Origin of the sequence: Veronia nyctiphanis (assembly GCF_004116385.1) — a bacterium.
GTDB classification, from domain to species: domain Bacteria; phylum Pseudomonadota; class Gammaproteobacteria; order Enterobacterales; family Vibrionaceae; genus Veronia; species Veronia nyctiphanis.
Genome location: NZ_PEIB01000034.1, coordinates 1 through 24,738, shown reverse-complemented (window position 1 = coordinate 24,738; position 24,738 = coordinate 1). Strand labels below are relative to the sequence as shown.

At 44.9% G+C, this 24,738-nt stretch carries 13 protein-coding genes, 1 tRNA gene and 5 pseudogenes; 7 read left to right on the top strand and 12 right to left on the bottom strand.

Annotated features, from left to right (window positions below; genetic code table 11):
- Positions 1-3: 3 nt before the first annotated feature.
- Positions 4-1,332 carry an McrC family protein gene (locus CS022_RS20135; RefSeq protein WP_129123750.1) on the top strand — a complete coding sequence of 443 codons (1,329 nt, stop codon included), beginning with the start codon at positions 4-6 and terminating at the stop codon, positions 1,330-1,332.
- Positions 1,333-1,914: 582 nt separating this feature from the next.
- Positions 1,915-3,632 (top strand): annotated as a pseudogene (locus CS022_RS20125) (methyltransferase domain-containing protein).
- Between the two features lie 406 nt (positions 3,633-4,038).
- Here CS022_RS20125 and CS022_RS20120 read toward each other — a convergent pair.
- The 3 genes and pseudogenes from CS022_RS20120 to CS022_RS20105 all read right to left on the bottom strand — a co-directional run bounded on the left by CS022_RS20120 (position 4,039) and on the right by CS022_RS20105 (position 6,641).
- A tRNA-Val gene (locus CS022_RS20120) sits at positions 4,039-4,115 on the bottom strand.
- Between the two features lie 203 nt (positions 4,116-4,318).
- Positions 4,319-5,313 (bottom strand): annotated as a pseudogene (locus tag CS022_RS20115) (DUF3080 domain-containing protein).
- 158 nt (positions 5,314-5,471) lie between these two features.
- Positions 5,472-6,641 carry a sugar efflux transporter gene (locus tag CS022_RS20105; RefSeq protein WP_161569692.1) on the bottom strand — a complete coding sequence of 390 codons (1,170 nt, stop codon included), beginning with the start codon at positions 6,639-6,641 and terminating at the stop codon, positions 5,472-5,474.
- Between the two features lie 241 nt (positions 6,642-6,882).
- Here CS022_RS20105 and CS022_RS20100 point away from each other — a divergent pair, with 241 nt between their 5' ends.
- Entirely contained in the window at positions 6,883-7,794 is a 912-nt protein-coding gene (locus CS022_RS20100) for a helix-turn-helix domain-containing protein (RefSeq protein ID WP_129123745.1), read from the top strand.
- Between the two features lie 75 nt (positions 7,795-7,869).
- Here CS022_RS20100 and CS022_RS20095 read toward each other — a convergent pair.
- Positions 7,870-9,236: pseudogene (locus CS022_RS20095) on the bottom strand (MATE family efflux transporter).
- 352 nt (positions 9,237-9,588) lie between these two features.
- On the opposite strand from CS022_RS20095, the gene dbpA reads away from it, so the two are divergent.
- Entirely contained in the window at positions 9,589-10,971 is a 1,383-nt protein-coding gene (gene dbpA, locus CS022_RS20090; RefSeq protein ID WP_129123744.1) for an ATP-dependent RNA helicase DbpA, read from the top strand.
- A 153-nt stretch (positions 10,972-11,124) separates the two neighbouring features.
- On the top strand, positions 11,125-11,733 hold the full coding sequence (locus CS022_RS20085; RefSeq protein WP_129123743.1) for a riboflavin synthase subunit alpha: 609 nt from the start codon (positions 11,125-11,127) through the stop codon (positions 11,731-11,733).
- Positions 11,734-11,830: 97 nt separating this feature from the next.
- On the opposite strand, the gene CS022_RS20080 is transcribed toward CS022_RS20085, so the two are convergent.
- The 7 genes and pseudogenes from CS022_RS20080 to hutC form a co-directional block, all read right to left on the bottom strand.
- The gene (locus CS022_RS20080; RefSeq protein WP_129123742.1) at positions 11,831-12,034 is read right to left on the bottom strand and encodes a CPXCG motif-containing cysteine-rich protein; all 204 of its coding nucleotides are present in this window, start codon (positions 12,032-12,034) and stop codon (positions 11,831-11,833) included.
- A 752-nt stretch (positions 12,035-12,786) separates the two neighbouring features.
- The gene (locus CS022_RS20075; protein WP_129123741.1) at positions 12,787-13,650 is read right to left on the bottom strand and encodes a fructosamine kinase family protein; all 864 of its coding nucleotides are present in this window, start codon (positions 13,648-13,650) and stop codon (positions 12,787-12,789) included.
- Positions 13,651-13,850: 200 nt separating this feature from the next.
- Positions 13,851-15,388, bottom strand: a pseudogene (gene hutH, locus CS022_RS20070) (histidine ammonia-lyase).
- Between the two features lie 9 nt (positions 15,389-15,397).
- The gene (hutU, locus tag CS022_RS20065) at positions 15,398-17,092 is read right to left on the bottom strand and encodes a urocanate hydratase (protein ID WP_129123740.1); all 1,695 of its coding nucleotides are present in this window, start codon (positions 17,090-17,092) and stop codon (positions 15,398-15,400) included.
- A pseudogene (gene hutG / locus CS022_RS20060) lies at positions 17,092-18,095 on the bottom strand (formimidoylglutamase). The gene hutU and the pseudogene hutG overlap by 1 nt, the downstream one beginning before the upstream one ends.
- Positions 18,092-19,306 (bottom strand): imidazolonepropionase, encoded by a 1,215-nt coding sequence (gene hutI / locus CS022_RS20055; protein WP_129123739.1) that lies wholly within the window; start codon positions 19,304-19,306, stop codon positions 18,092-18,094. Before hutI ends, hutG begins: the two are co-directional and overlap by 4 nt.
- Before the next feature lie 262 nt (positions 19,307-19,568).
- Positions 19,569-20,279, bottom strand: coding sequence for a histidine utilization repressor (gene hutC / locus CS022_RS20050; protein ID WP_129123738.1), 711 nt, complete (start codon positions 20,277-20,279; stop codon positions 19,569-19,571).
- An 878-nt stretch (positions 20,280-21,157) separates the two neighbouring features.
- On the opposite strand from hutC, the gene CS022_RS20045 reads away from it, so the two are divergent.
- Together CS022_RS20045 and CS022_RS20040 are read left to right on the top strand one after the other, a co-directional pair.
- Positions 21,158-22,303 carry a PepSY-associated TM helix domain-containing protein gene (locus CS022_RS20045; protein WP_129123737.1) on the top strand — a complete coding sequence of 382 codons (1,146 nt, stop codon included), beginning with the start codon at positions 21,158-21,160 and terminating at the stop codon, positions 22,301-22,303.
- Positions 22,304-22,392: 89 nt separating this feature from the next.
- Complete coding sequence (locus tag CS022_RS20040; protein ID WP_129123736.1) at positions 22,393-23,268, top strand: FAD-binding oxidoreductase; 876 nt, start codon at positions 22,393-22,395, stop codon at positions 23,266-23,268.
- 809 nt (positions 23,269-24,077) lie between these two features.
- On the opposite strand, the gene CS022_RS20035 is transcribed toward CS022_RS20040, so the two are convergent.
- A complete protein-coding gene (locus CS022_RS20035) occupies positions 24,078-24,584 on the bottom strand; it encodes an AAA family ATPase (RefSeq protein ID WP_129123735.1) in 507 nt (168 codons plus the stop codon).
- Positions 24,585-24,738 lie beyond the last annotated feature (154 nt).

Genomic DNA, 24,738 nt, shown 5'->3' with positions numbered 1-24,738 from the left:
CAGATGGCGAGTACCAATCCAACTGTTTTTGAGTTTGGTTATCTCTGCTCTGATGACGAAGCTAATCACACCAAAAAACAATACACAACAATCCCCAAGGGGGATTTTGAATACTTGGAAAAGCGTTGTCTGACTGAAGGTGACGCCTATTTTAACAAGCTAATACAGCCGCGCTTCAAAGGCGGTTGCCGTCTGTTACAGGTTAAAAACTATGCTGGAGTTATTTTTGTACCGTCCGGCCGGCATATTGAGGTATTACCAAAAACGGGTAAAGACCAACAAAGTGAGGAGGAGGCTAGACAGACGCTGCTGAAAATGCTTCAGACCTTGGGCGAGTTCCGTCATATCCAGCTTGAAAATGTAGGTCAGAAAACCCTCAATATGCCGCTGCTTGAGATTTTTATCAGCCAGTTTCTTAAAGCGGTCAATCATGTGGTGAAGCGAGGGTTACGCAGTGACTATGTGCGCCAACAAGACAACTTGTTGGTGAAAAAAGGCAAACTCAATATGGCAGGCCAACTTCGGCACAACAGTGTGCTGAAGCACCGCTTTTATTGCGAGTTTGACGAGTATGTGCAGAACCGTCCGGTAAACCGCTTGTTGAAAACCGCCATACAGCGTATTCAGGGGTATACCCGTGATCATCTAAACCAAAAGTTGTTGCGAGAACTGCAATTTGCCTTTGATGAGGTACCAGCAAGCATCTCGCCAAAGCAAGACTTTGATAGCATCCGTCTCGATCGAGGTATGGCGTATTATCAACCTTCACTTGCGTGGGCAAGGCTAATTCTAGCTGGTTCTTCACCAATCAGTATGAAGGGGCAAGCAGAGGCGCCATCTCTTCTGTTCCCTATGGAATCGGTATTTGAAGCCTTTGTAGCGAAAACACTGCAAGACCAGCTTCAAAATGGTTTTTCACTTCGCACTCAGACTCGTGCTGAGAAGTTGGTGACACATCATGTTGAAACCAATAATCAGCGTGATTTGTTCACCCTGAAACCCGACTTGATGATTGAAAAAGATGGCAAACCAATCTGTATACTTGATACCAAATGGAAACGAATCGACTCGAAAAGTATTAATAACTTTGATTTATCTCAGGCTGACTTTTATCAGATGTTCGCTTACGGGCAGAAATACCTTAGTGGCAGCGGAAACTTAGCTTTGCTATATCCAAAAACCGAGCTTTTTTCGAAGCCAATCAAAGGGTGTTTTAAGTTCAGTGACAAGCTGTCTCTTTGGGTATTGCCGTTCGAGATAGTTAGTACTGATAAAAGTAAAATAATTATGCCTGAAGAGCCCATATTTCCTTTAGATATCGGTTTATCTTGATTGGTGGTTTCAAATCGCTTCGTACAGGTCTCGTTCTTGGCTCTCAACGGTTGGTGCTTGAACTTTAGCCGCCTACAAATTGTATGTACTCACCCAGAACATACTCGCTCACATCTTCAACCTTGCAGTTGAAAAAGACACATAGAGCGTTGATCGTAGAAATCCGAGCGTTATGCCCCTGATTTTTGACAAGCTTTGGTGTTCGGGAGCAGAAGGCAATAGATGATGCAAAGTTTGTGTTCATGACCAATGCAAAACGCTTAAGCCGTAAGAATCGAGTGATAGCAGTGGCATCAGGCGTGGAATTTGTTGATTATCAGGGTTTAGAAAACTTGCTTCCAAGTCATTAAATGACACTGACTATAGTTCTTACACTTTCATACATACAAGTAGTTAAAGCGTTATAACATTCATTGAAACTATGTATGGATTTGGCTGGTTTTTACAAGAACAGATTGCCCTTCAAAGTGATCACGAACGTCTCGCAATTTTGTGGGACGTTAATAATCAACGTCTACATCGTCAGACAAATTGATCGAAATCCAGTATATTCACCATGCTAGTAATTGCAGTTATCAATCAATGAACAAAACCATCCAACACTACAATCAACACGCTGATCAATTTAACGCTCAGTATCAATCCGTCTCTTTTGAACAGGTACACAAGAGTTGGGAGGCGTTTTGGCCGTCTCCTGATATGGATAATTGCCATGTTCTTGATATTGGGGCGGGTAGTGGTCGCGATGCGCTCTGGTATGCCAAGCGAGGGTGTTGTGTTTACGCTATTGAGCCAGCAGAAGGCTTGCGTGCTTTTGGCCAAACTCAGACGGATGACCAAGATGTCGTATGGCTCGGCGATACCTTGCCAGAGCTAAGAACGATCAATCAACTCAGTTTGCGCTTTGACTTTATTGTTTTGTCGGCCGTATGGATGCATTTACCACCTAGTGACAGGAAACGTGCGTTCAGAAAGCTCGCTAATTTGTTGGCGGCTAATGGAAAGCTGGTTATCACATTACGGTTTGGTGACTTTGACGCCAAGAGATCGAACTACGCTGTTTCCAGCGAAGAAATAGAGCAATTAGCAAAAGACCATGCACTGAAGGTGCGCCTGAAAACAAACATTGAAAGCGATGCATTGGGTCGAAAAGACATTCAATGGCAGACACTTGTTCTCTCTCTACCTGATGATGGCAGCGGAGACTTACTCAAAGTTCGTCATGTTATTGTTAACGACAATAAATCATCTACCTATAAATTAGCGCTTCTTCGAACGTTACTAAGAATTGCCGATGCCCATCCGGGCGCTGTTCTGGATCGCTCGGACAATAAAGTCTCATTGCCTCTCGGCTTGGTCGCCTTGTATTGGATACGCCAGTACAAGCGACTTCTCGATAGAGACTTTGGTGGCGGACATGGTATACAGCAGAACAGCAATACTAATAAGGGATTAGGTTTTGTGTCGGCTGACGGTTGGGCGCGCTTAAAGCATTTAGCGCCAGAAGATCTCTCTATTGGCAGCCTGTTTGTTGGGAGAGAAGCGAAGGCGATTCAAAAGGCCATAAGGGATACGCTTACGACCATCAAAGATGGTCCTGTAAAACATATTTATCAAGGGAACAAAACGAATCCCGTATTTCAAATGGAAAGAACTCCGCACAAAAATAAGGACAGTATTTTTATTAATCAGGACTTTCTCGGCGCGTTTGGCCAGTTTGTTTTAGATGAAAGTCTTTGGGATTGTTTAAAGGTGTATCACAGTTGGATTGAACCTTTGGTGGTTAATCAGTGGGTCACTGAAATGAAGAGATACGAGCTTAACCGTGAACGCAATATATCACTGCAGAGTTACTATGACTGCCTTGTATGGATTGATGTTGAGCATGATACGGCCCATGCTAGAAAGCGGATAGACCTATTGCGCGCGGAAGATGGATGGGATCAGAGCGTATGGAGTGGCAAGAAACTCACTGACAACTACCATGTTGACCATTGCTTACCTTTTGCTTATTGGCCAAACAATGACCGCTGGAATTTACTGCCTGCTACTGTAAAGGAGAACCAGCAAAAAAGTGACCGGGTACCAACAGCAATAAGGCTGGTGGATGCAAAAAGCAGGATTATCGACTTCTGGCAATTGGTTGGCAGAGTGATTTGGATAAGCAAAGCTTTTTTAGTGAAGCCGAAATGTCGTTACCCATTGTGCCTGCAGGATGCAATGACTTTGAAGCAGTTTTTGAGGCAATGGGACTGCAGGTAAGGGGGGTAAAAAGCAGACTATTGGTGGGGGAGTGGTGAGTTCTACGAGAAACTTAATGACGTTGAACCTCCGAATAAAAATCTTGATCTGATGTCTAATGCGCTTTTTTACGGACGGTCTAATACAGCATTGTCTTAGTGATTTTCATCAAATTTAAGCATCCATTCCTTAACTAAAAACGTGCCAGTTCCTTGTCTAATCTTCTCGATACCAACATGAAATTGGTCACCGCGTGGTCACAATGGTGACCAAAACGCCAATTCTAGGTGGTAGTCAGGCTAGATATATGAAAATTCATATATAAAAAGCAGGTGTAAGCTGTGAGGATAATAGGGTGCTGAGTTGTAGATATAAAGGGTTAACTAATTGAAATATATGAATTTATTTTTATATTTAGGTATAGGAAATTGGTTTGAGCGAGGGAATGATTCTTGGGACAAGAATTGGTACGACCGAGTGGATTCGAACCACCGACCCCCACCATGTCAAGGTGGTGCTCTAACCAACTGAGCTACGGTCGTATTACGCTTTGTTTCTCTCGAAAGCGGGATGAATAGTAGCGGCAAGCCTGTGAGGGTGCAAGCGCCAAATCCGAATTTTTTGCACTTTCGTGTCTGTTTGGTGAAATGCTGTTCAGTGAGTCTGTAATTTGAGCATTTCTATCGAAAATTTAGGGCTGTGCTTCTTGTTGTCAGATTTCAACTGGTTGTTTTTTAACTGGTGATTATTGCCCAATACGCATGTTGCAGCGTTCAAACAACTCGCGCCAATAGATGACATGGTCTTTTACCGCTTTTTTGTACAGTTGGTAATGTTTACCTTCAAAATAGGCAGTTTGATAGTCGTTGAACGCACTTGGCGTGTCTGAATATTCTGCAATCTGCCTCAAAGAGGGTGAGATGTCTTGATACATGTTATCGAGCGATGCCAGGTAAGGCTGAATTTGGTCGACGTAGAATTCATCGAAGATGTTTCTGAGATATTTCGCTTTTGTCTGGTTAATGTTTCTTCCGCAAAGTATTTTCTTGTCGTTTTCTCTCAGTTGTTGGGTGGTGGCTGTTAACCACCGACGACTTTCATCGAGAGAGAAAAACAGTGCCCCGAGCATCTTTTGTTTCTCTATGGTCTCTTGCCAAGGTGTGATGGTCAGTTGACCTGTTGTTGCGTTAGGGATGTCAGCAAACGCGTTGATTGCTGAGGTTACGTTCGAATCGGGGACCACATTTTTTATCGATATCATGTTGACGGGCAAACCCAGTTGTTTGTTCCAAGCATCGCTGCCGCCAATGGCGTTCCAGTATCGTGTGGGAAGTTGTCGGCTTTTGACGCTGATGGCTTCTGTCAATAATGATTTTATCTCCGGGCTTTCGATATCGTTCAGGCAGCTATTGGCTTGGTAAGAAAGCTGACTTCGTAATCAAGCTGCCTAAACGGGTCTTGGATTTTTCCCAGTACTGAGTTTCTTTCAGCGATGAGTTGGAAAAGACCGCACTTACGCAGGTCATACGCATCTAGCAAACCGAAGGTGACATCTTCAATAGGCTGGATAAGCTCGCGCTTTCTCGGTAACTGAACTTTGTCAGACTCGGGAAGGGGGCTGGTATCAGCATCAACCACATTGGCAAGCCGTTGTTGATAAGTCTCAAAGAGATCCGTCGTTTCGTTGCCGGGTCTACAGCCGAGCAATAGAACAGCGCAAATACATACCCAAATTCGCATAACAAATGGTGCCTGATTATTTTAGATATCTGATATTACGAAGTATATTCGAATTGCGATTTAAACCGCTACACTCTGGCGGTTTATCAAGTAGATATGATGGATTGCTTGATGTATCAGAGGCTGGCAGAGTCAGATCGGACTCTGCCAGAAAAGGTTTACTGCGTTATCGGAGCGAGGTTTTTGCGTTTAGTTAACAAGGTAGGAATGACGATAAATGCCAACGAGAGCATGGCCGCGCCAGCACACAAGTAAAACGCAAAATGATAGTTAACGAATTCGCCAATTACACCCAGCGCAAGGCTGGCAGTGAGGTTGCCGAGTTGGATACCGTTACTGAATAGCGTCGTCGCGACACCGCGTTGTTTTGGCATCATGTCTTGCAGAAGCACCATACCCAGAGTTGCAGTGGTACCGATGTAAATACCATTTAGCACCTGAAGCACCAGCATTTGCCATATCTCGGTCGTTTGTGACATTGAAAGGAAGAACAACATGCCACTCATTACACCGAAGGCTACCATGCGTCGCGCACCGAAATACTTCACCAGATAACCACCACCAATCATGATGGGTATTTCCATAAACGCGGCTAGCCCGAACAGTTTACCTACCCAAGAAGAGGACTCGCCCATTTCTTGCGTCATGTAGAGCGGCATACTGATCAAATAGAGGTTGTTGGCAAAGAACATTAACAGCACAGCAACACTGAAAAACAACACTGCAGGGATTTTATACCAAGGTGTCAGTGGTACTTCTGTTTGGCTGTTCTCTGTTGTCGCTGCCGCATCTTGTTTGACCCTCATGTCCGGCAGCATGGTTAACGCCAGTACTATTGTCATTAAGCTAATGAATGCGGAAATAAAGAAGGTAACGTTAAACCCGTAAGCATCATGACAAATAAACGCCAATGGCGGCCCACACACCCAGGCCAGAGCAATACAAGCACGGGTCGACGTCATCATCAGTGTCGTGTCAGTGTCTTTTTGCTGATCGGCATATTCACGGATTAAGGCGAATACCTGTGGCAAAGTAACAGCCGAAAATGAAAGCACCAGCACAGAGACAGCAATCGCCACATAATACTCGCGAGTGATTGCAAAAACGCTTGAGGCAATCATGGAGCAGAACAAGCCTGTGGCGATCAGTTTTTTCCGCGACACGCCTTTGTCAGAAAGTTTTGCCAAATGTTGTGATACGAGCACGCCACTGGTTAATGAGAGCCCAAGAAAAAGGCTTACCATCAGCGGTTCGGCGTTTAACGCTTCTGACAAATAGAGTGACAACAGCGGCACCATGAAGCACCAGATAGGCCACAGAAAAAACAAATAAAGATAAATGCTAAAAAGGTAGCGCTTATTTTCACGGTGTCTCCGGTCGAATTAGAAAGGGAATGTCTCAGTGGTGTGTATCGTATTTCTTTAGAGACAAGTGTTGTGATAATCATCCGTCTTCTTTTGATGAAATTCATTCAAAATTGGATTCTCAATTGGTGGAATACTAGAAGGTGACGTTGATTTGTTAGATGATGACTGACATTCAACAGCGTGACAGGCCAAAGCTCCATTCATGAAATTAAGTATTGAAAATATCAGTAGTGAAGACGACTTCAGCTGGCGTTTTGCCAAATTTGATTGGAAGACACGCTCTGCAGATTCGAAGCGTGATGTAAAGTGCAGCGGTTGGCATTATCACAATGAGTATGAGCTGGTGCTCTATCAAGACCCTGACAGTTTGTTCAGTGGTAATATCTTTGCTGGCGACTTCATTGGTGAACCTTCACACAATACCATGTTGCTTTACGGGCCAGGTCTGCCACATATGATCATGGGTAAGGTCAACCCTGATTCTCAACGTGGTATAGAAACCTACATTCTCTGGTTTTCCCCCGCGTGGGTTGAGCGTGTCATTGAGACTATTCCTGCGCTCACCACGTTAAAACCTATGTTGGGTAAGTCGTCGAAAGGTCTCGGTTTTAGCCCGGCTTGCGTGAATAAAGTAGCTCAGTTGATGGTGCAAAACCCCAGTCAGCAGTCACCTGCGCGCCAGTTTTCAGTGCTTGTAGATATCCTGCTCTTATTGGCAGAAGACAAAGAGAGTAAAGCTTTGACCAGCATTCAGTACGGTTATTCGGAGGCAGGTGCTTCTGACGGGCATGCCGACAGGGTAGAGCTAGCAAGAACATACATAGAGAACCACTATCAGCAGAGGATACAAATTGCTGACCTGTGCCGTCATCTGCACATGAGCGAAAGCTCTGTTTATCGTTTGTTTGAACGTAATTTTTCAGAGAGTTTTGCTGAGCACCTGAAAAACTTCCGAGTTGGAAAGGCGTGTGAGATGTTGATTCAATCTCAGAAACCCGTTTCTTGGGTGGCGCAGAATGCAGGGTTTGCAAACTTGTCGAACTTTAACCGCCACTTCAAAGAAACCAAGGGCATGACGCCGTCAAACTTTAGAAAAGCTTTTTCGTTATCGTGAAGATTCAAAAAGGCGCCGTTGAATTGCGCCTTTTCTTTGAGTTTGACTGTCTGTTTGATAGAGACTGTTAGCGGTTTATCTCTCTGCTAACGCCAACTGAAACTCCGTTGACTGACGGCGGATCCAAACAAGACGCATACCTAGCAATACTGCCGCAACGCTCAAGCCAACAATCAAACCAATCCAAAAACCGTGTGCGCCAGAAGGCTCAGTGATGAGGTTTGTCATACCCAGCACATAACCTGTCGGCACCCCGATAAACCAATAAGACACCAGCGTGAGATAGAAAATAGCACGGGTATCTTTATAGCCACGTAATGCACCAGCAGCAACGGCTTGAATCGCATCAGTGCATTGGAAAATCGCCGCCAGAATCAAAAGGTGCGCGGCAATGACGCCGACTTCATGGTTGTCGGTATACAGGTCAATAATTTGCTCACGGAAGACAATGGTGATCAGCGCCGTAAATACGGAACAGAACATCCCAATGTAAATACCGAGTTTGGCGGAATTACCTGCACCGAGGGTACTTTTCTCACCGAGTTGGTGTCCAACGCGGATACTGACCGCCATCGATAAACTGAGCGGAACCATAAAGACCAAAGATGAGAAGTTGATTGCCACCTGATGCGCAGCCACCACGTCTGACCCTAATGGCGCAATCAGTAAGGCAACCAATGAGAACATGGTCACTTCAAAGAACAGCGAGCCTGCAACAGGCAAACCGAGTTTGACGATCCGCATTTGTGCTTTTCGGTCGATGCGATTGAAGTGAGAGAATAGGTCGAGTTTTTCCAGCTTTTTGTTTTTCAATATGTAAAACAGCATGGCAAAGGTCATCAGCCAGTAAACGATGCTGTTGCGACGCCACACCCCACGCCGCCAAGTGCGGGTGCGCCCAATTCGCCATAAACGAAAATCCAGTTGAGTGCACGTTGGCAATCAGCCTCCGAACCCAATCACCATCGCGGGTACTGTCATCGATACGCCTTCACACAGGTTTCGAAGCACCTGAAACAGTAGAACGGCTGGCGCGCCCCAGAGCACGGCATGCATGTAACCGATGATCTTTTCTGTCATGGCGGGTTCAATGTCCATGTACAAAATCAATGCATCTGTGTTGGCCAGCAAAATCATCATGGGCAAAGCGATTATGATAGAAAGGTAAATACCTTGATGAAGCTGGAACGGGATCTTCTCGGTACGGCCTGAGCCATTGAGTTGAGAAATGATCGGCACCATGCTAGCAGTACGCCGATACCAAATAACACGGTAGGGAACCAAATACTGGATGCAACGGCAACAGCGGCCATGTCGGTAGGGCTCACACCTCCGGCCATAACGGTATCTACGAAGCCCATGCCTGTTTGCGCAAGCTGAGCAATAAGAACTGGCGTGCCTAATTTAATAATTGACGCCGCTTCCTGACGATAATTTTGCAATGACAACTCCGGGACAGCTGGATCTGTCTACATCTTAAATGTTTCTGAGTCGCGAATTTTGCCAGCGGGCACAGTGACATGTCAGCGAGCGTAAGTGACAGAGAAGTGCTTTAAGAGGTGATGAACAGTCACATTTAGAAGAATAGTTTTAGATTGCGGATAGTATCAACAGCGCAAAACAAAATAAAAGAAAATCGATGCCGATATCGGCTGCTCGGAGGACTGTCACGTCTATACAGTGGCGTGAAAGTCATAGAGGTTTACATGAATGTTCTTTTGAGCGTAATCTTTAGTGGTATCTGAGCCATAATCACGCATAATACCAGCCCATTTTCCTGTAAGGCCGAAAACTGTGACTGCTTCATTTACTTCTATATCGCTGAACCCTGCACTTCTTAATACGCTGAATGATCTTGGCTATAAAGAAATGACCGCCATACAACAGCAATCACTGCCCCTTATCCTTTCAGGAAAAGATGTTATCGGTCAGGGTAAAACAGGGTCGGGGAAGACCGCAGCCTTTAGCCTCGGTGTATTGTCTAACTTGAATGCAAAACGCTTCCGTGTGCAATCTCTGATTTTGTGTCCAACGCGTGAGCTTGCTGACCAAGTTGCCAACGAAGTACGCACATTGGCACGCGGTATTCATAATATCAAAGTTCTCACGCTGTGCGGTGGTATGCCGATGGGACCTCAGATTGGCTCATTGGAACACGGTGCGCACATTTTAGTGGGGACGCCGGGACGCATTCTTGATCACTTATCGAAAGGGCGAATCGATCTCTCAGAACTCAACACATTGGTGCTTGATGAAGCAGATCGCATGCTGGATATGGGCTTTCAGGATGCATTAGAAAGCATCATTTCAGAAGCGCCGAAACAGCGTCAGACCCTCCTATTCAGTGCGACGTTTCCGAAAACTATTCAATCTATCGCCAGTGACATTATGTGCGATCCAGAAATGGTGAAAGTAGAGTCAACGCACTCGCTAGGTTCGATTGCGCAGACGTTTTATTCCGCTAACAACCTCGACGATCGCCTTGATGGTCTCGAAGCGTTGCTTGCTATTCATCAGCCTGAGTCGTCGGTTATCTTCTGTAACACCAAAAAAGACGTGCAAATGGTCGAAGATGAACTTGCCTACAAAGGGTACAGTGTTATTGCTTTACATGGTGACATGGAGCAGCGAGACCGTGATCAGGCGTTAGTGATGTTCGCAAACAAAAGTGTGTCTCTTTTGGTGGCAACGGATGTCGCAGCTCGTGGGCTGGATGTCGAAAATCTTGATGCTGTATTTAACTTTGAATTATCACGCGACCCTGAAGTGCATGTTCACCGAATCGGACGCACGGGCCGAGCGGGCAGCAAAGGTAAAGCATTCAGTTTTGTCGGCGAAAAAGATGGCTATCGTGTGGCGCTCATCGAAGATGAACTCGACGCAACCATTACGACTGAGAGCTGCCCAGCAAAGCCTAGCTCAGCAGTGCCAATGAAGGCGCCGATGAAAACCATTCAGATTGCGGGCGGTAAGAAGCAGAAAGTGCGCGCGGGTGATATTCTCGGCTCCTTGACAAAAGAGGGTGGCATTGATGGCAAAGCAATCGGCAAGATAAACCTGTTTCCGATGAGTGCGTATGTCGCAGTGAGTCACTCTGTTGCCAATAAAGCGTTGAAACAGTTACAAAATGGCAAACTGAAGGGGCGTCAGTTCAGAGCACGGTTCATCAAAGCCTAGTAACAAAACCACTCAAAGGGAGTGAAACGCTCCCTTGTCACCATCAAGGCTGATTGATACCTTATCCAATCAATTACGTAATGTTTTCAATCTATTGATGACAAGAGTTTATCTGCTGTCGTCATTGTCTCTGACTGGTTCATAAGGAGCATCATGTTTACTGGCATTGTGCAAGGCACCGCACCTGTTGTGGATATCATTAAAAAAGAGAACTTTCAGACGCATGTGCTGGAATTTGAAGACGCGTGGTGTAAAGGCATTGAACTCGGTGCATCTGTGGCGCATAACGGTTGCTGCCTCACGGTGACAAAAGTGGATGGTAACCGCGTCTGGTTCGATCTGATGCAGGCAACGCTGAATCTGACCAATCTTGGCGCTCTTGATGTGGGTGATAAGGTTAATATTGAACGTGCAGCGAAATTCGGTGATGAAATTGGCGGCCATAGCATGTCTGGTCACATCATGTGTGTCGCCGATATCGTCGATGTCATTATTACCGAAAACAATCGTCAGATTTGGTTTGAAGTGCCAGAGAAAATCACCAAGTATGTCTTTGATAAAGGCTATATCGGTATTGATGGTATCAGCCTGACAATTGGTGATGTGTCAGAGAGCAAATTTTGCGTCAATTTAATTCCAGAAACACTGGCGAGAACAAACCTTGGTTGGAAAGGAAAGGGAGACGTGGTGAATATTGAGGTTGATCCGCAGACTCAGGCTGTTGTTGATACAGTGGAGCGAATGCTTGCTGCTAAGGCTTAACCTCTTCTAAAACACAGCGTCTATTACAACAAACAACCGCTCAACTTGGTCTATCAGGCTTATCACACTCTACACCTCCTGGTTGGGAGGTGTTTTCTTAAAATACCTGCTCGTCGTCTGCATCAACGTACAGGCTAATGGTTTTGTGTTGGTTATCCACTTTCAAGCTTAGGTGAATGGCATTGCAACATACCGGACAGTCATCATAAAACTCTTGATCCCCACCACTGACATCCAGCGTCATACGAAAAGTATGCCCACAATGAGGGCAGTCAATTCGCTTTTCTGTGAAATTTTGCATTGTCCAATCCTCATAACTTAGCCAAGTAACATAGCCACGTTTAACACATCGGATGTGTTAGGCAGGTGACTGATGTTTATACTAGGAAACAAACATATTTCTATCTAAAAAATAATGGCAAAACCGGATGTTCCACGGTTTATTGGCACGTAATATTCCTAATAAGTGACATTGATTATATTTTCATATTTGAAAACTCAATCTCTGTTAATTACCAAACATAGCAGCTTTCTTTTTTTTAACCAGTTAAAAGAAGTCCTTCTCATTTACGAAACTTAATAGTGTAAAAAACCAATTATAAGCTTGATGTTAGAGTTATGTTTATGGTTGCGAAGTTATTCATCTTAATTTACGACGCGACGTAACCTGACTGAAAAATACTCTTTATGTATCAATCCACTAGTATCTGAGGGGTATTTAAGCCGCACAGGTTTTACTAAATTTTAGTTTGTGAGCGGCCTCAATCCTCTAACGCTGGCACGTGATTCTATCTTTTCTAAGTGGCTTCGATTGGTTTGAATTTCGTCTTTAACATGCCGTGTGCCCAGCGTTTTGACGTATCTACTATTCACTGTATACAAATTATTTTGCACCTAAGGGGTAAACTGGTGCTTTCTTCGTACCAGTATTAATATTGAGTCGATGTCTTTGATATGAAAATAAGGAAAGGCTGATAAATACGCTGCAGTTCGAAATATTAATAATATTCCGAATGTGATTGATATGCGGTGTTCGAGATATTTAATAGAAGATTAATTAAGTCCCAACGCATCAAGTATATCTTCTGCATCGCTGATATATTGTCCACCAAAAATAAGTGCATGATTCAATATATGGTAAAGGTTGTATATTTCTTTCCGCTCAGCGTAATCGTGCTCCAGCGGCCACACTTCATTGTAACCAGTGTAAAAGCTATCGGGGAAACGGCCAAAGAGTTCAGTCATGGCGACATCTGTTTCTCTGTCACCCCAATAACTGGCAGGATCAAAAAATATGGGGCCAAGGACAGATAAACCCGTATTACCTAACCATAAATCGCCGTGGAGGAGGCAAGGTTTTGGTTGATGGCCGGAAAGGCGCTCTTTAATTCGCCCAGTAATACTGTCGACATTACCAAAATGAATGCCCCTTTCTGCCGCCAGTTGCAACTGCCAACTGATACGCTGCTCCGAGAAAAACACATTCCACTTTCGATGCCAGTTATTGGGTTGAACTGTCGTACCGACGTAATTATCGATATCAAAGCCATACTCTAGCTGCTCTCCCCACTGATGTTGTTGCGCCAGCTGGCGGCCAAGTTGGTAAGCGCTGTCGGTATCAAGATGCTTCAAGGCAAGAAAATTCAGAACAAGAACGGCGTGGTCTTTGACTGCACCAATGAAGACTACCTTGGGGACATTTATCTCTCCGCAGATTGCTAAATGTCTCAGGCTTTCCGCTTCAGACTCAAACACTGAGAGGTTAGCTCGGTCGTTGACTTTGACGAAAAATCGGTTGGTGCCATCGGTGATGGTGTAACACTCATTGATATCACCACCGTCAACCGGGGTTTTCTCAACGATTGTAAAGGACTGGCCAATTATATCAGACAGCTGAAGAGACAAGGACTGCCACATTATCTACTCCCGCCCAGCAACTTAATATTTAGGGACTAATCAAATAGTAGCCCAAAGACAGCATTCTGAAACGTCGCGAGAATTGGAATCGGGTTGTTAGTTTTTCCGTATAGCGCTTTGTTTTGTCTTCTATAAACAAAAAGCCCCTCTAAAAGAGGCCTTTATTTACATGGACTTAGCGACAAATAAGGCTTTATGACTTATACGTCTACGCTAGGCAGAAGTGCTGTCGGCATAAGATTGTTATACACCGCTTCTTTTAACAGTTGGTCTGCTTTTTCAATATCTGGCGCGAAGTAGCGGTCTTTGTCATAGAAATCGACACGCTCGCGGAGTGATGCTTTAGCATCTTCCAGTTTGGCGGAAGATTTCAACGGTGCGCGGAAATCGATTCCCTGACAAGCCGCCAGAAGCTCAACAGCCAAAATTCCGCGAGTATTCTCACCCATTTCGCCAAGACGACGGCCTGCAAACGTTGCCATTGATACGTGGTCTTCTTGGTTCGCTGATGTTGGTAGGCTATCAACAGACGCTGGGTGTGCCAGTGATTTGTTTTCGCTTGCCAGTGCAGCAGAAGTGACCTGTGCGATCATAAAGCCACTGTTTACGCCGCCATTATCAACAAGAAACGGAGGCAGTTTACTCAGACCGCTGTCAATCAGCAGTGCCATGCGACGCTCTGAAAGGCTACCAATTTCAGCGATTGCCAGCGCGAGGTTATCCGCAGCCATGGCAACTGGCTCAGCGTGGAAGTTACCGCCTGAGATAATGTCGTTGTCATCAGAGAACACCAGTGGGTTATCTGACACAGCATTGGCTTCAACTTGAAGCACAGCCGACGCTGAACGAATTTGCTCAAGACATGCACCCATCACCTGCGGTTGGCAACGCAGTGAATAAGGGTCTTGTACTTTCTCGCAGCATTGATGACTTTGGCCAATTTCACTGTCATTTTCCAGCAGGTGACGGTAAGCAGCCGCTGCATCCATTTGTGTTTGGTGACCACGCACTTCGTGAATACGCGCGTCAAATGGACGACGACTTCCGAGCGCTGCTTCAACAGACAGCGCACCACACACGGTTGCAGAAGCGAAAAGGTCTTCCGCTGCAAACAGGCCTTCAAGAGCAAATGCTGTAGAAGCTTGTGTACCGTTAAGAAGGGCTAGGCCTTCTTTCGGGCCCAAAGTAATTGGCGACAGTCCAGCGATTTTCAGCGCTTCGGCACCTGAAACGATTTCGCCTTTATGGCGCGCCTGACCTTCACCAAGAAGCACAGTGCTCATGTGGCGAGGGGAGCAAGGTCACCCGATGCGCCAACAGAGCCTTTTTTCGGAATACATGGATACACTTCTGCGTTTATCAATGTCGCCAGTGCTTGAACGACTGAGTAGCGCAGGCCTGAGAAACCACGAGCAAGACCATTGATTTTTAATACCATCATCAGGCGAACAGTATCGTCTGACATGAACTCTCCAATGCCTGCAGCATGAGACAGGACAATACTTTTCTGCAGTGTCTCAAGATCTTCGCGATCGATACGGGTGTTTGCCAGTAGGCCAAAGCCGGTGTTAATGCCGTAAACCACACGGCCTTCGTCCAGTACGCGGGCAACAGTATCGATGCTCGCTTGCATGGTGTCTTCAACACCATCTGCGAAAGTGACATGAACAGGTTGGCGACTTACCTGACGCAGTTGGCTCAGGGTAAGTTTGCCGGGTTGAATACTTAATGAATACATGTCGCTTCCTTACTTGTTTACCGGAGTGTTAGGCAGGTCTAGCAAAGGCAAATCCAGGTTTTGCTCTTTGGCGCAGTTCACTGCGATATCGTAGCCTGCATCAGCATGGCGCATTACGCCTGTCGCCGGGTCGTTATGAAGTACACGGCCCACACGTTTCGCAGCATCGTCAGTACCATCACAAACGATAACCACACCTGAATGTTGTGAGAAGCCCATGCCAACACCACCGCCGTGGTGTAAAGAAACCCACGTCGCACCAGACGCTGTGTTCAACAGTGCGTTCAATAGCGGCCAGTCTGATACTGCGTCAGAGCCGTCTAGCATGCCTTCAGTTTCGCGGTTAGGGCTGGCCACTGAACCCGAATCAAGGTGATCACGGCCTATAACGATTGGCGCTTTCAACTCACCGTTTTTAACCATTTCGTTGAATGCCAGTGCAAGGCGTGCACGGTCTTTCAAACCAACCCAACAAATACGCGCAGGCAGACCTTGGAATTGAATGCGCTCACGCGCCATATCCAGCCAGTTGTGCAGGTGTGGGTTGTCCGGGATCAGCTCTTTGACTTTCTGATCGGTTTTGTAGATATCTTCTGGGTCACCTGACAGTGCAGCCCATCGGAACGGACCGATGCCTTCACAGAACAGTGGGCGAATATAAGCAGGTACAAAGCCCGGGAAGTCGAATGCATCTTCAACGCCAGTCTCAAGTGCCATTTGGCGGATGTTGTTGCCGTAATCCAGTGTTGCTGCGCCACGTTGTTGCAGCGTTAGCATGGCGCGAACTTGAACTGCCATCGCGGCTTTAGCGGCAGAAACAACGCCAGCTTCGTCTTTTTTACGCTTATCAGCGGCCGCTTCCATGCTCCAGCCTTGCGGCAGGTAGCCATTCAGTGGGTCGTGCGCGGACGTTTGGTCAGTCACTACATCTGGTGTGATTCCACGGTTAACCAGCTCCGGGAAAATATCAGCAGCATTGCCCAGAAGGCCGATGGAAATTGGCGTTTTATTGTCCAGTGACTCTTGCAGCATCTCCAGTGCTTCGTCGAGAGATGTCGCTTTTTTGTCGACATAGCCAGTGCGCAGACGGTAGTCGATACGGCTTTCGTCACACTCAACGGCAATCATTGAGAAGCCCGCCATGGTGCCAGCCAATGGCTGTGCGCCACCCATGCCACCAAGACCACCGGTTAAGATCCAGCGTCCTGATGCATCGCCCTCAAAGTGCTTTTTAGCAACGGCTACGAAGGTTTCATAAGTACCCTGAACGATGCCCTGAGAGCCGATGTAAATCCAACTGCCCGCAGTCATCTGGCCGTACATCGCCAGACCTTGTTTATCCAGCTCGTTAAAGTGCTCCCAGTTTGCCCAGTGTGGAACCAGGTTAGAGTTAGCAATAAGTACACGCGGTGCATCTTTGTGCGTCGGGAATACACCAACAGGTTTACCTGATTGAACCAGCAGAGTCTGGTCATCTTCAAGGCGCTTCAAAACTTCAACAATCTTGTCGTAACTTTCCCAGTTACGTGCTGCGCGGCCGATGCCGCCATATACCACGAGAGAATGCGGGTGTTCAGCAACATCAGGGTGGAGATTGTTCATCAGCATGCGAAGCGGTGCTTCTGTCAACCATGATTTCGCATTCAGCTTGGTACCTGTAGGTGCTTTGATCGTCCTTGTGGTATCCAGACGTGAGTCTGTCATCAGATAACTCCTTGTTGTTCGTGAAATGCCGGAAGGTTGCGCGCAATAGTCCAGATGAGGCGCGCAGCCAAGCGGGCAGTATGTCCGTCAATATCAAATCTTGGGTTGTACTCCGCGATGTCGGCGAGGCGGATTTTTCTGTCGCCATCTGCGTTTTTCGCGTTAAGAATTCTTGGTAGCATTGCTTCCACCAGCGGGTAGGTCACACCGTGTGGTGCGGGTGCTGATACGCCGGGAGCCGCCGATGCTGGGAATACGTCGAGGTCAATGGTGAGGTAAAGCCAGTCACAACGTTCAATGAAGGCATCTAGCTTAGCAATGATCTCTTCAAGGTTTCGCTCGTTGAAATCAACATCTTCAACCGTCAGCACATCGAGATCATCTGCCTTTTTGAAAAGGGCTTCTGTGTTGGATGTCCGGCTCACACCAAGGCAGGCATATTCGAAAGGCCATTGACGGTTGTGACAATACTCCGCGACCTGAGCGAAAGGTGTACCTGAACTGCCATGGGCGCTGTCACCGCTTGGCGTTCTCAGGTCGAAATGGGCATCGAAATTGATGATTCCGACGCGAGGTACCTTTTCTGTGCCTTTTTGCTGCAAATGATTGGCTAATCCCTGAAACGACGCCCATGCCACTTCATGACCTCCACCAATGATGATAGGGAAGTGTTGTTGGCGCAGTGCTTCACTGATATCTGCAGCAAGAATGCGTTGTGACTTAGCTAAGTCATGGTCATCACAACGGGTATCACCACCATCATAAACATAGCCATGATGGTGCCAGGCGAGATTTGCCAGTGCTTTTCTTACTTCTGCCGGTCCATTGTATGCGCCGACACGGCCTTTGTTGCGGGCAACGCTTCATCACAGGCAAAACCGAGAATCATGGTGCCGGGATGTGTTGCTTCTTCGGCTGATTGCACTTTGTTGTGCAGTCTTGAGCCAAGTTCTCCGTCTTCCGGATCGTTACGCCCCGTCCATACTGAAAGGTCGATACTCATAGGTCACAGCTCCTTTCACCTTTGAGATAACGCGCATGCAAAGATGGCAGTCCAATCTGGTAGCTCAGCTGCGCAGGTTCATTTAGATCCCACACAGCGAAATCAGCGTCAAAGCCCGCGGCAATTTGGCCTTTGTTGTGAAGTCCAAGTGCCTGAGCGGCATGGCGAGTAACGCCATAGAGGTTTTCTTTTGGCGTCAGCCCAAACAGCGTTGAGCCCATGTTCATCATCATGGTTAAGCTGGCAAAGGGTGAGGTGCCGGGGTTGAAATCCGTAGCCAGTGCCATTGGTACGCCGTTCTTACGGAACAAATTGATCGGTGGCTTTTGCGTTTCACGCAGGAAATAAAATGCACCGGGCAAGAGTGTCGCGACCGTATCATGCTTGGCTAGTGTCTCAACACCAACCATATCGATGTACTCAACATGTTCCACAGATGTTGCGCCCATACGTGCGGCGAGAGCACTACCACCCTGATTAGTTAGTTGTTCAGTGTGGCCTTTAATTTTAAGACCGTGAGCCTGAGCGGCTTCAAAGACCCTGCCACATTGTGCGGGCGTAAACGCAATAGATTCACAGAAAACATCGACGGCGTCTGCCAGGTTTTCAGCAACGGCCGCAGGGATCATTTGTTCGCAGACTAAATCTACGTAATCATCGCTATGGCCTTGGTATTCGGGTGGAATAGCGTGTGCGCCAAGCAGGGTCGTCGTGATATTCACATCGAGTGCTTTTGCCACATTCCGCGCTGCTCGCAGCATTTTCAGCTCATCGTCTAGTGTCAGGCCATAACCACTTTTAATTTCAATGGTTGTGACGCCGTCACGCATTAACGCTTTAGCTCTCGGAATGGCCAGATCAGTTAATTCCTGCTCGCTGGCTTGTCGAGTGGCTTTGACCGTCGACAAGATACCACCACCACGACGTGAGATTTCCTCATAAGGAACGCCATTTAGGCGCATCTCAAATTCAGCAGCACGATCACCGGCATATACCAAATGGGTGTGGCTGTCGATAAGCCCGGGGGTAACGAGTCGTCCATGCAGAGATACGACCTCGTTATACCCTTCTGTGGTGAGATTCTCACCTACAGCAGTGATAACACCGTTTTCGACAGCAATATTGCAATGCTCTTTGACCTGATAACCATCAATGTCATTAACCGGGCTGTCCATGGCAACAACGCGGCAGTCTGTAAATATCCGTTTCATCAATTTTGACACTCACCTTTATGTCTATACAAATGTATAGACAAATATAAAGTAAATATCAAGACCTGGTGATGCAAAGACGTGATACTGGTTGTAAACAAGGATGGCCATCGCGCAAAAGTTGGTCGGTTATGTTGCTTAACCGCGCATCTTTCATTTTTTTATGCTCTTTAAAAGCTTAAATGACAGAATTATGTACTTGTAAATATCAAAAGGCCCCAAAGTGGGGCCTTTTTGTTGTTTTTAAACGCGTAGTACGAAGTCAGTCGAGAACATTCATCCTTGCGCTCAATTTGTAGCGGTCGCCGGGATGATAGAGGAGGGCGGAGCTGATAAGTTGCTGCCCACTCCATGTTCGGCGATGGAGCAATAGGCAAGGCGTTTTCGGCGTAATATTCAGTAATCTTGCAATATTGTCCGGAGGTAAAATAGCTTCGACCGTGTGTTCAATGGTACTGAGCGGGCATGCTTCCATCAGATATTGGTGGGGCGTTATATGATTGAAATCCTGCTCTAAATACTGCCTCGCGCAATCTGGGTTTACCCACCTGACTTCAACTTGGATTGCGTTGTCGTCTTCATAGTGGACAATTTCGGTTTTGAATACCTCACTGCCAAGCATCATGCCAAGACGCATTGAAACATCATCAGGCGCAATGATTTGTTTCTGAAGAACGACCTCACTGTGGTGTTTGTGGCCACGCTCCTGAATTTCATCTGCAATGTTTCTGATGTCCATCAATGGTGACTCTGCCTTACTTTGACAGACGAAGGTGCCGAGTCTTGGCGTGCGCTCCAATCTGCCTTGATTCACCAAATCCCTAACCGCTTTGTTTACCGTCATCCTGCTGACAGAAAAGAGTTCACAAAGTTCAGCCTCAGTAGGGATCCGGCTGCCAACAGGCCATTCTTTTGCATCTATTTTCTTTTGTATATAGGTTTTGATTTGCTGGAATCTTGGCGTGTTGGACATAGTGCTTACCAGTATTTGTGTATACAAATAAGGTAGTATGAATAGTCATAGAAAATCAAGTCTGATGGCGAACTTTGCCTTATTGCTACGCAAAGTCGTATTTTGAAAGGAGTGCTTGGGCGGTTTTGAGTTATGCCAGACAAGCTTGCGTAAACTTGGACACAAACGAGCTGGTAAGGTCACTCACCCAATTTGATGCTTGATAATAATAACTAATGTGTTTTGGCCAAGTACGGTCTGTTTTATATTTTGGGTAGCAGGCTATCTGTTACCCATGCTTTATCATGAATATGATCCAGCATAATTTTAACCTTTTCAAGTTCAAGTAAACAAAGTCTGGGTTTTGTCTCTGGCTTATTAATGCAAGAAACTTCAAAAAATGCTACGAGATTCGCTAGCGTTAGATGTCTGGCGAAGGTTTTGGTTTGAAATTCTTTCATATTAGCTACTGACAGGGGAATGGCTGTTGCTACAATTTTATTTATCCTCTCTCCAACTATTATTAACAGTTTATAAATAGATCTAACCTCTGCTCTATAAATTTTCCTTCTGGTTTTTTTACCATGATTTTAACTCCTTTGTGCTTAATAAAAATCGTTAATGAAAAGTAATCCAACTTAAAATATACATTTTAAATCAAAAAAATATCAAACTATACTCATAGTAATGAATATATAATTCTTTTATTACATTTTCCATATTAATTTTTTAAAATATTATCATCAGAGATTTTGTGTTGCATATTGTAAAAAAATTTTTTGTATATTAATGTATTGATACAGTCATGGATTATAACCAATAGATTTGGTGAATATATAAATATAATCTATCACATCTAAAATATAAATAATTTTTATCAATTATGCTAGGTAGTTAATATGAGGAAAATAACAGACTTCTTTCGTTGGAGTCATAAATGGATTGCGCTAGTTATCGCTATTTATTTTATCTTCAAAATAGCAACTGGAATTTTTCTTCAACTCAGAAAGCCAGTTGATTGGATTCAACCCCCCACATTAAACGGTGTCGGTTTCAAGGAATATAACCCGACTATTAGTCATGACCGCATTCTTGCTGCAGTAAAGTCAGTGCCTGAAGCAAATGTCGATACTTGGAGTGATATTTTGCTTCTAGATATGCGAATGAAAAATGGCATTGTAAAAGCGAGGACATATGACTGGTATGAAGTTCAGGTTGATACCCAAACAGGGGAGGTGCTCAGTCATAACCAAAGGTGGAATGACCGTATTGGAGGATGGCATTCAGGCAGTGCATTTGGGGAAGCCACATTAATATTTTTCCTAATACTGGCAATCTTAACTTTTTTCCTGACTGTTTCTGGTGCTTGGCTATCCGTTACTACAACGATCGAAAAAGTCAAAAACTACAAGAGACGCAAAATAGCTGAAAAGATAATAGCTGAAAACATGCAAGATACGGTGAAAACAAAAGCACCATTTAACCTGATGCGTTTTTGTCTTGATTACCATTTTTATCTGTCTCTGATTGTTGCGATTCCTTATCTTGTAGTCACGTATTCAGGTGTTATGTTGCAATGGCGCGATGTTCAAGGTGCATACCCCGGTGCTGCAGGGGGTAGCCTTGCATCAGTAACTGGCTCATCAACTATACCCACCGTTACTTATAATGAGGCAATCAAAATTGCTCTTGATAATTCAGAGTTTGGTATCAGTAAGCCAAAGCATATCTGGCGTGTATATACGTATCCCAATGAGGGCATTATTTCGCTGCGAACAAAACGTTATGTCGGTACGCGGGCCCAGATTGATGCGGCCACTGGAGAGGTGCTAAATGTTGGCGAATTCACCAGTGACTTCTGGGAAGATATTCATCAAGGACGATTTTATGAGGTAACGGGAAACCCTAATTCAAAAGGCTATGATTACTCGCTGACCCTCAACATCTTTATGTTTGTTCACATTGTCGCAATAATATTTTGGTTACTCGGTACAGTCGCAGTCATCAAATTGACAATTACTGACAGAAAACGCGTCAGCACATAGCGTTACTAAGTTAGCGCATTTTTATCTAACTAGCGCTGCTCTCTTTTGTCACGCGACGACATATCCTTTGTTTGTAAAGGCTGTATCCAATGAGTAAATACAAAATCAAAGTAATCGATTCTAGTAACACATATGTTTTTACTGATCTTGGTGGAAGCGTGCTCGATTCACTGATTGCATTTGGCTATCCGGCACCTTATGAGTGTAGGAATGGCAACTGTGGTGAATGTAAGGTAAAACTTGTCTCGGGCTCTGCTACTGGCACACGTAGCATGGATAGCGGCCTTACATCTGATGAAAAGCAACGAAACTACATTCTCACGTGCAGTGCTAACCCAGCCAGTGACATAGAGATAAAATATAATGTAGAGATACAGTCCGTTTCAAAAAAAATAGTTGATGTCGAGCAGGCTCAGCGGATCAGTGAAAGTCGTGTTGCTACAATCAGAAGCATTAATCGGCGTGGAAACGATGTTCTTATATTGTGCGTGGAAACCGACGAGCAGATGTACTTCGAGCCCGGGCAATATGTTGATATGTCATTTGATGGTTTGCCTAAGCGATCCTACTCCATAGCATCATGTGACGAAACGAATCGCAAATTTGAGTTCCATATTCGTATTTTCGATAAAGGTGTCGTTTCGTGCCATCTTAACAACCTAAATGATATCGGGCAAAAGGTAGCACTTTCAGGTCCTTATGGCATAGCTACTTTAAATAATGCGCCAAATCATCACTCGTTAGTTCTGATTTGTGCAGGAGTTGGTTTCTCGCCAATCAAGTGTATTGCTGTTGAAGCACTAAAACATGAGCCTGAACGCGAAGTAATTCTAATTTTGTTCGTCAGAAATAACTCTGATTTTTACGATAATGATGCGATTCAGATGCTAGAAAATAACTATTCTAATCTTCAGTGTCATAGAATACAGAACGAAAAAAAAACCGAACAGCTCGGCATTATCTGAAAAAGAAATAAAATTACAGTACTTGTCTGCAATCATTCCTCACTTGAATAATAAAACAGTTTTCTGTGCAGGAGCGCCGAATTTTGTCAGTATCATCGCAAATTTAGTTTCATTGTTACCGGGCTATCATAGCGTTCATTTTCATGCCGACATTTTTAATCAAGCAATACCTCAGGAGTCAGTTAAGGGTAATAATCATAAATCACCTATCAGAAAGTATAAAAGCGTTTTAAAGAAAATTGCTTCTTTTATTACCTATAACAATAGAGCATGATGGTTAATATATTAAGGATGCCTAATTTAATAGCTACGTTTTATCTTATCTAATTCATCACCAATAGTTGCGAGTGTGAACACACATTGGTTTTCAGATTTCTGGGTAAGTGTTTTTTGAACTTTAGAAGCAGCTGAAAGGGGTTTGTACGTTATTGAACGTTATGTTTGGTTGATAAATGTCGTATACAACGAGTATCGAGAAAACCCTCATCCTGATTGACGATTAATTTAAAACTTCAGTATTAGCACTCGCATAGTCCTATTGCACTATGACTCATTTTTGGACGGCTTCGAGTTACGCCAAACAAGGTCGTGCAGAATTTGACAGAAGTTAGCTAGCTCTTACGCACTATAGTACCCGCTTTGAATAAACTGCTTTTGGGGAATACCTATTAACGAACAAACTTAAAAACACCGGAGGAATGCGATGAACATAAATTAGTTTTAAGTATCGAATTTCAATCTCGAAGCTAGGACGTATGCGAATCAGCAAGCGCATGGAATCTATCTATAACTTTTTGTTATATGCTTTTCTAACTATCGATATATTTTAGAGCTAGCTTTATATTTTTATCTAATTCTGCGGCAGTATCTAAAATAAGCCGTTCTGAAGTGTATGGGTTATAGATTGCTTTGATTTGAGCAACATCCTCCCAACTTAGTTCATACCAGCCTTTAATCCCTCGTTCTCTCGATAAGATACGCTCTTGATGCCTACTTTCATCACTACAAATGCATTCAATATATTTGACTGGCATAGAAAGCAACGAAGGCCAGCACTCGATTATGCGATTTTTAGAAGCAATGAAATCAAAAATTACAGATCTACAACTATCGATGTGTGCGTGTGCAATAGTGTCCATCAACTCGTAACCAACACCATTCATTTGCCTATTCGAAGCGATCTCTGCTCTACTTACTGCTGCTTCAAGTTCATCTTTTGAAAATACGGGAAGCTCCAAACGCTTTGACAAAGCCTTTGATAAGGTTGTTTTGCCTGTACCGGGTAAACCACCAATAACTATTAATTGTGCATCCATAGCCAAATTCTACATTCCTTATTACGCCTGCCAGTACAGGAAAAAAATTGTGGAGCGGTTTTTTGTCCTTTGGCAGCATTTGTTAGCCCTTGCTCCATGTCTTTCGCGGCTTGCCGCCAGCACCTTTTGAAAAAGCTACCGCATTTCGCTTTGC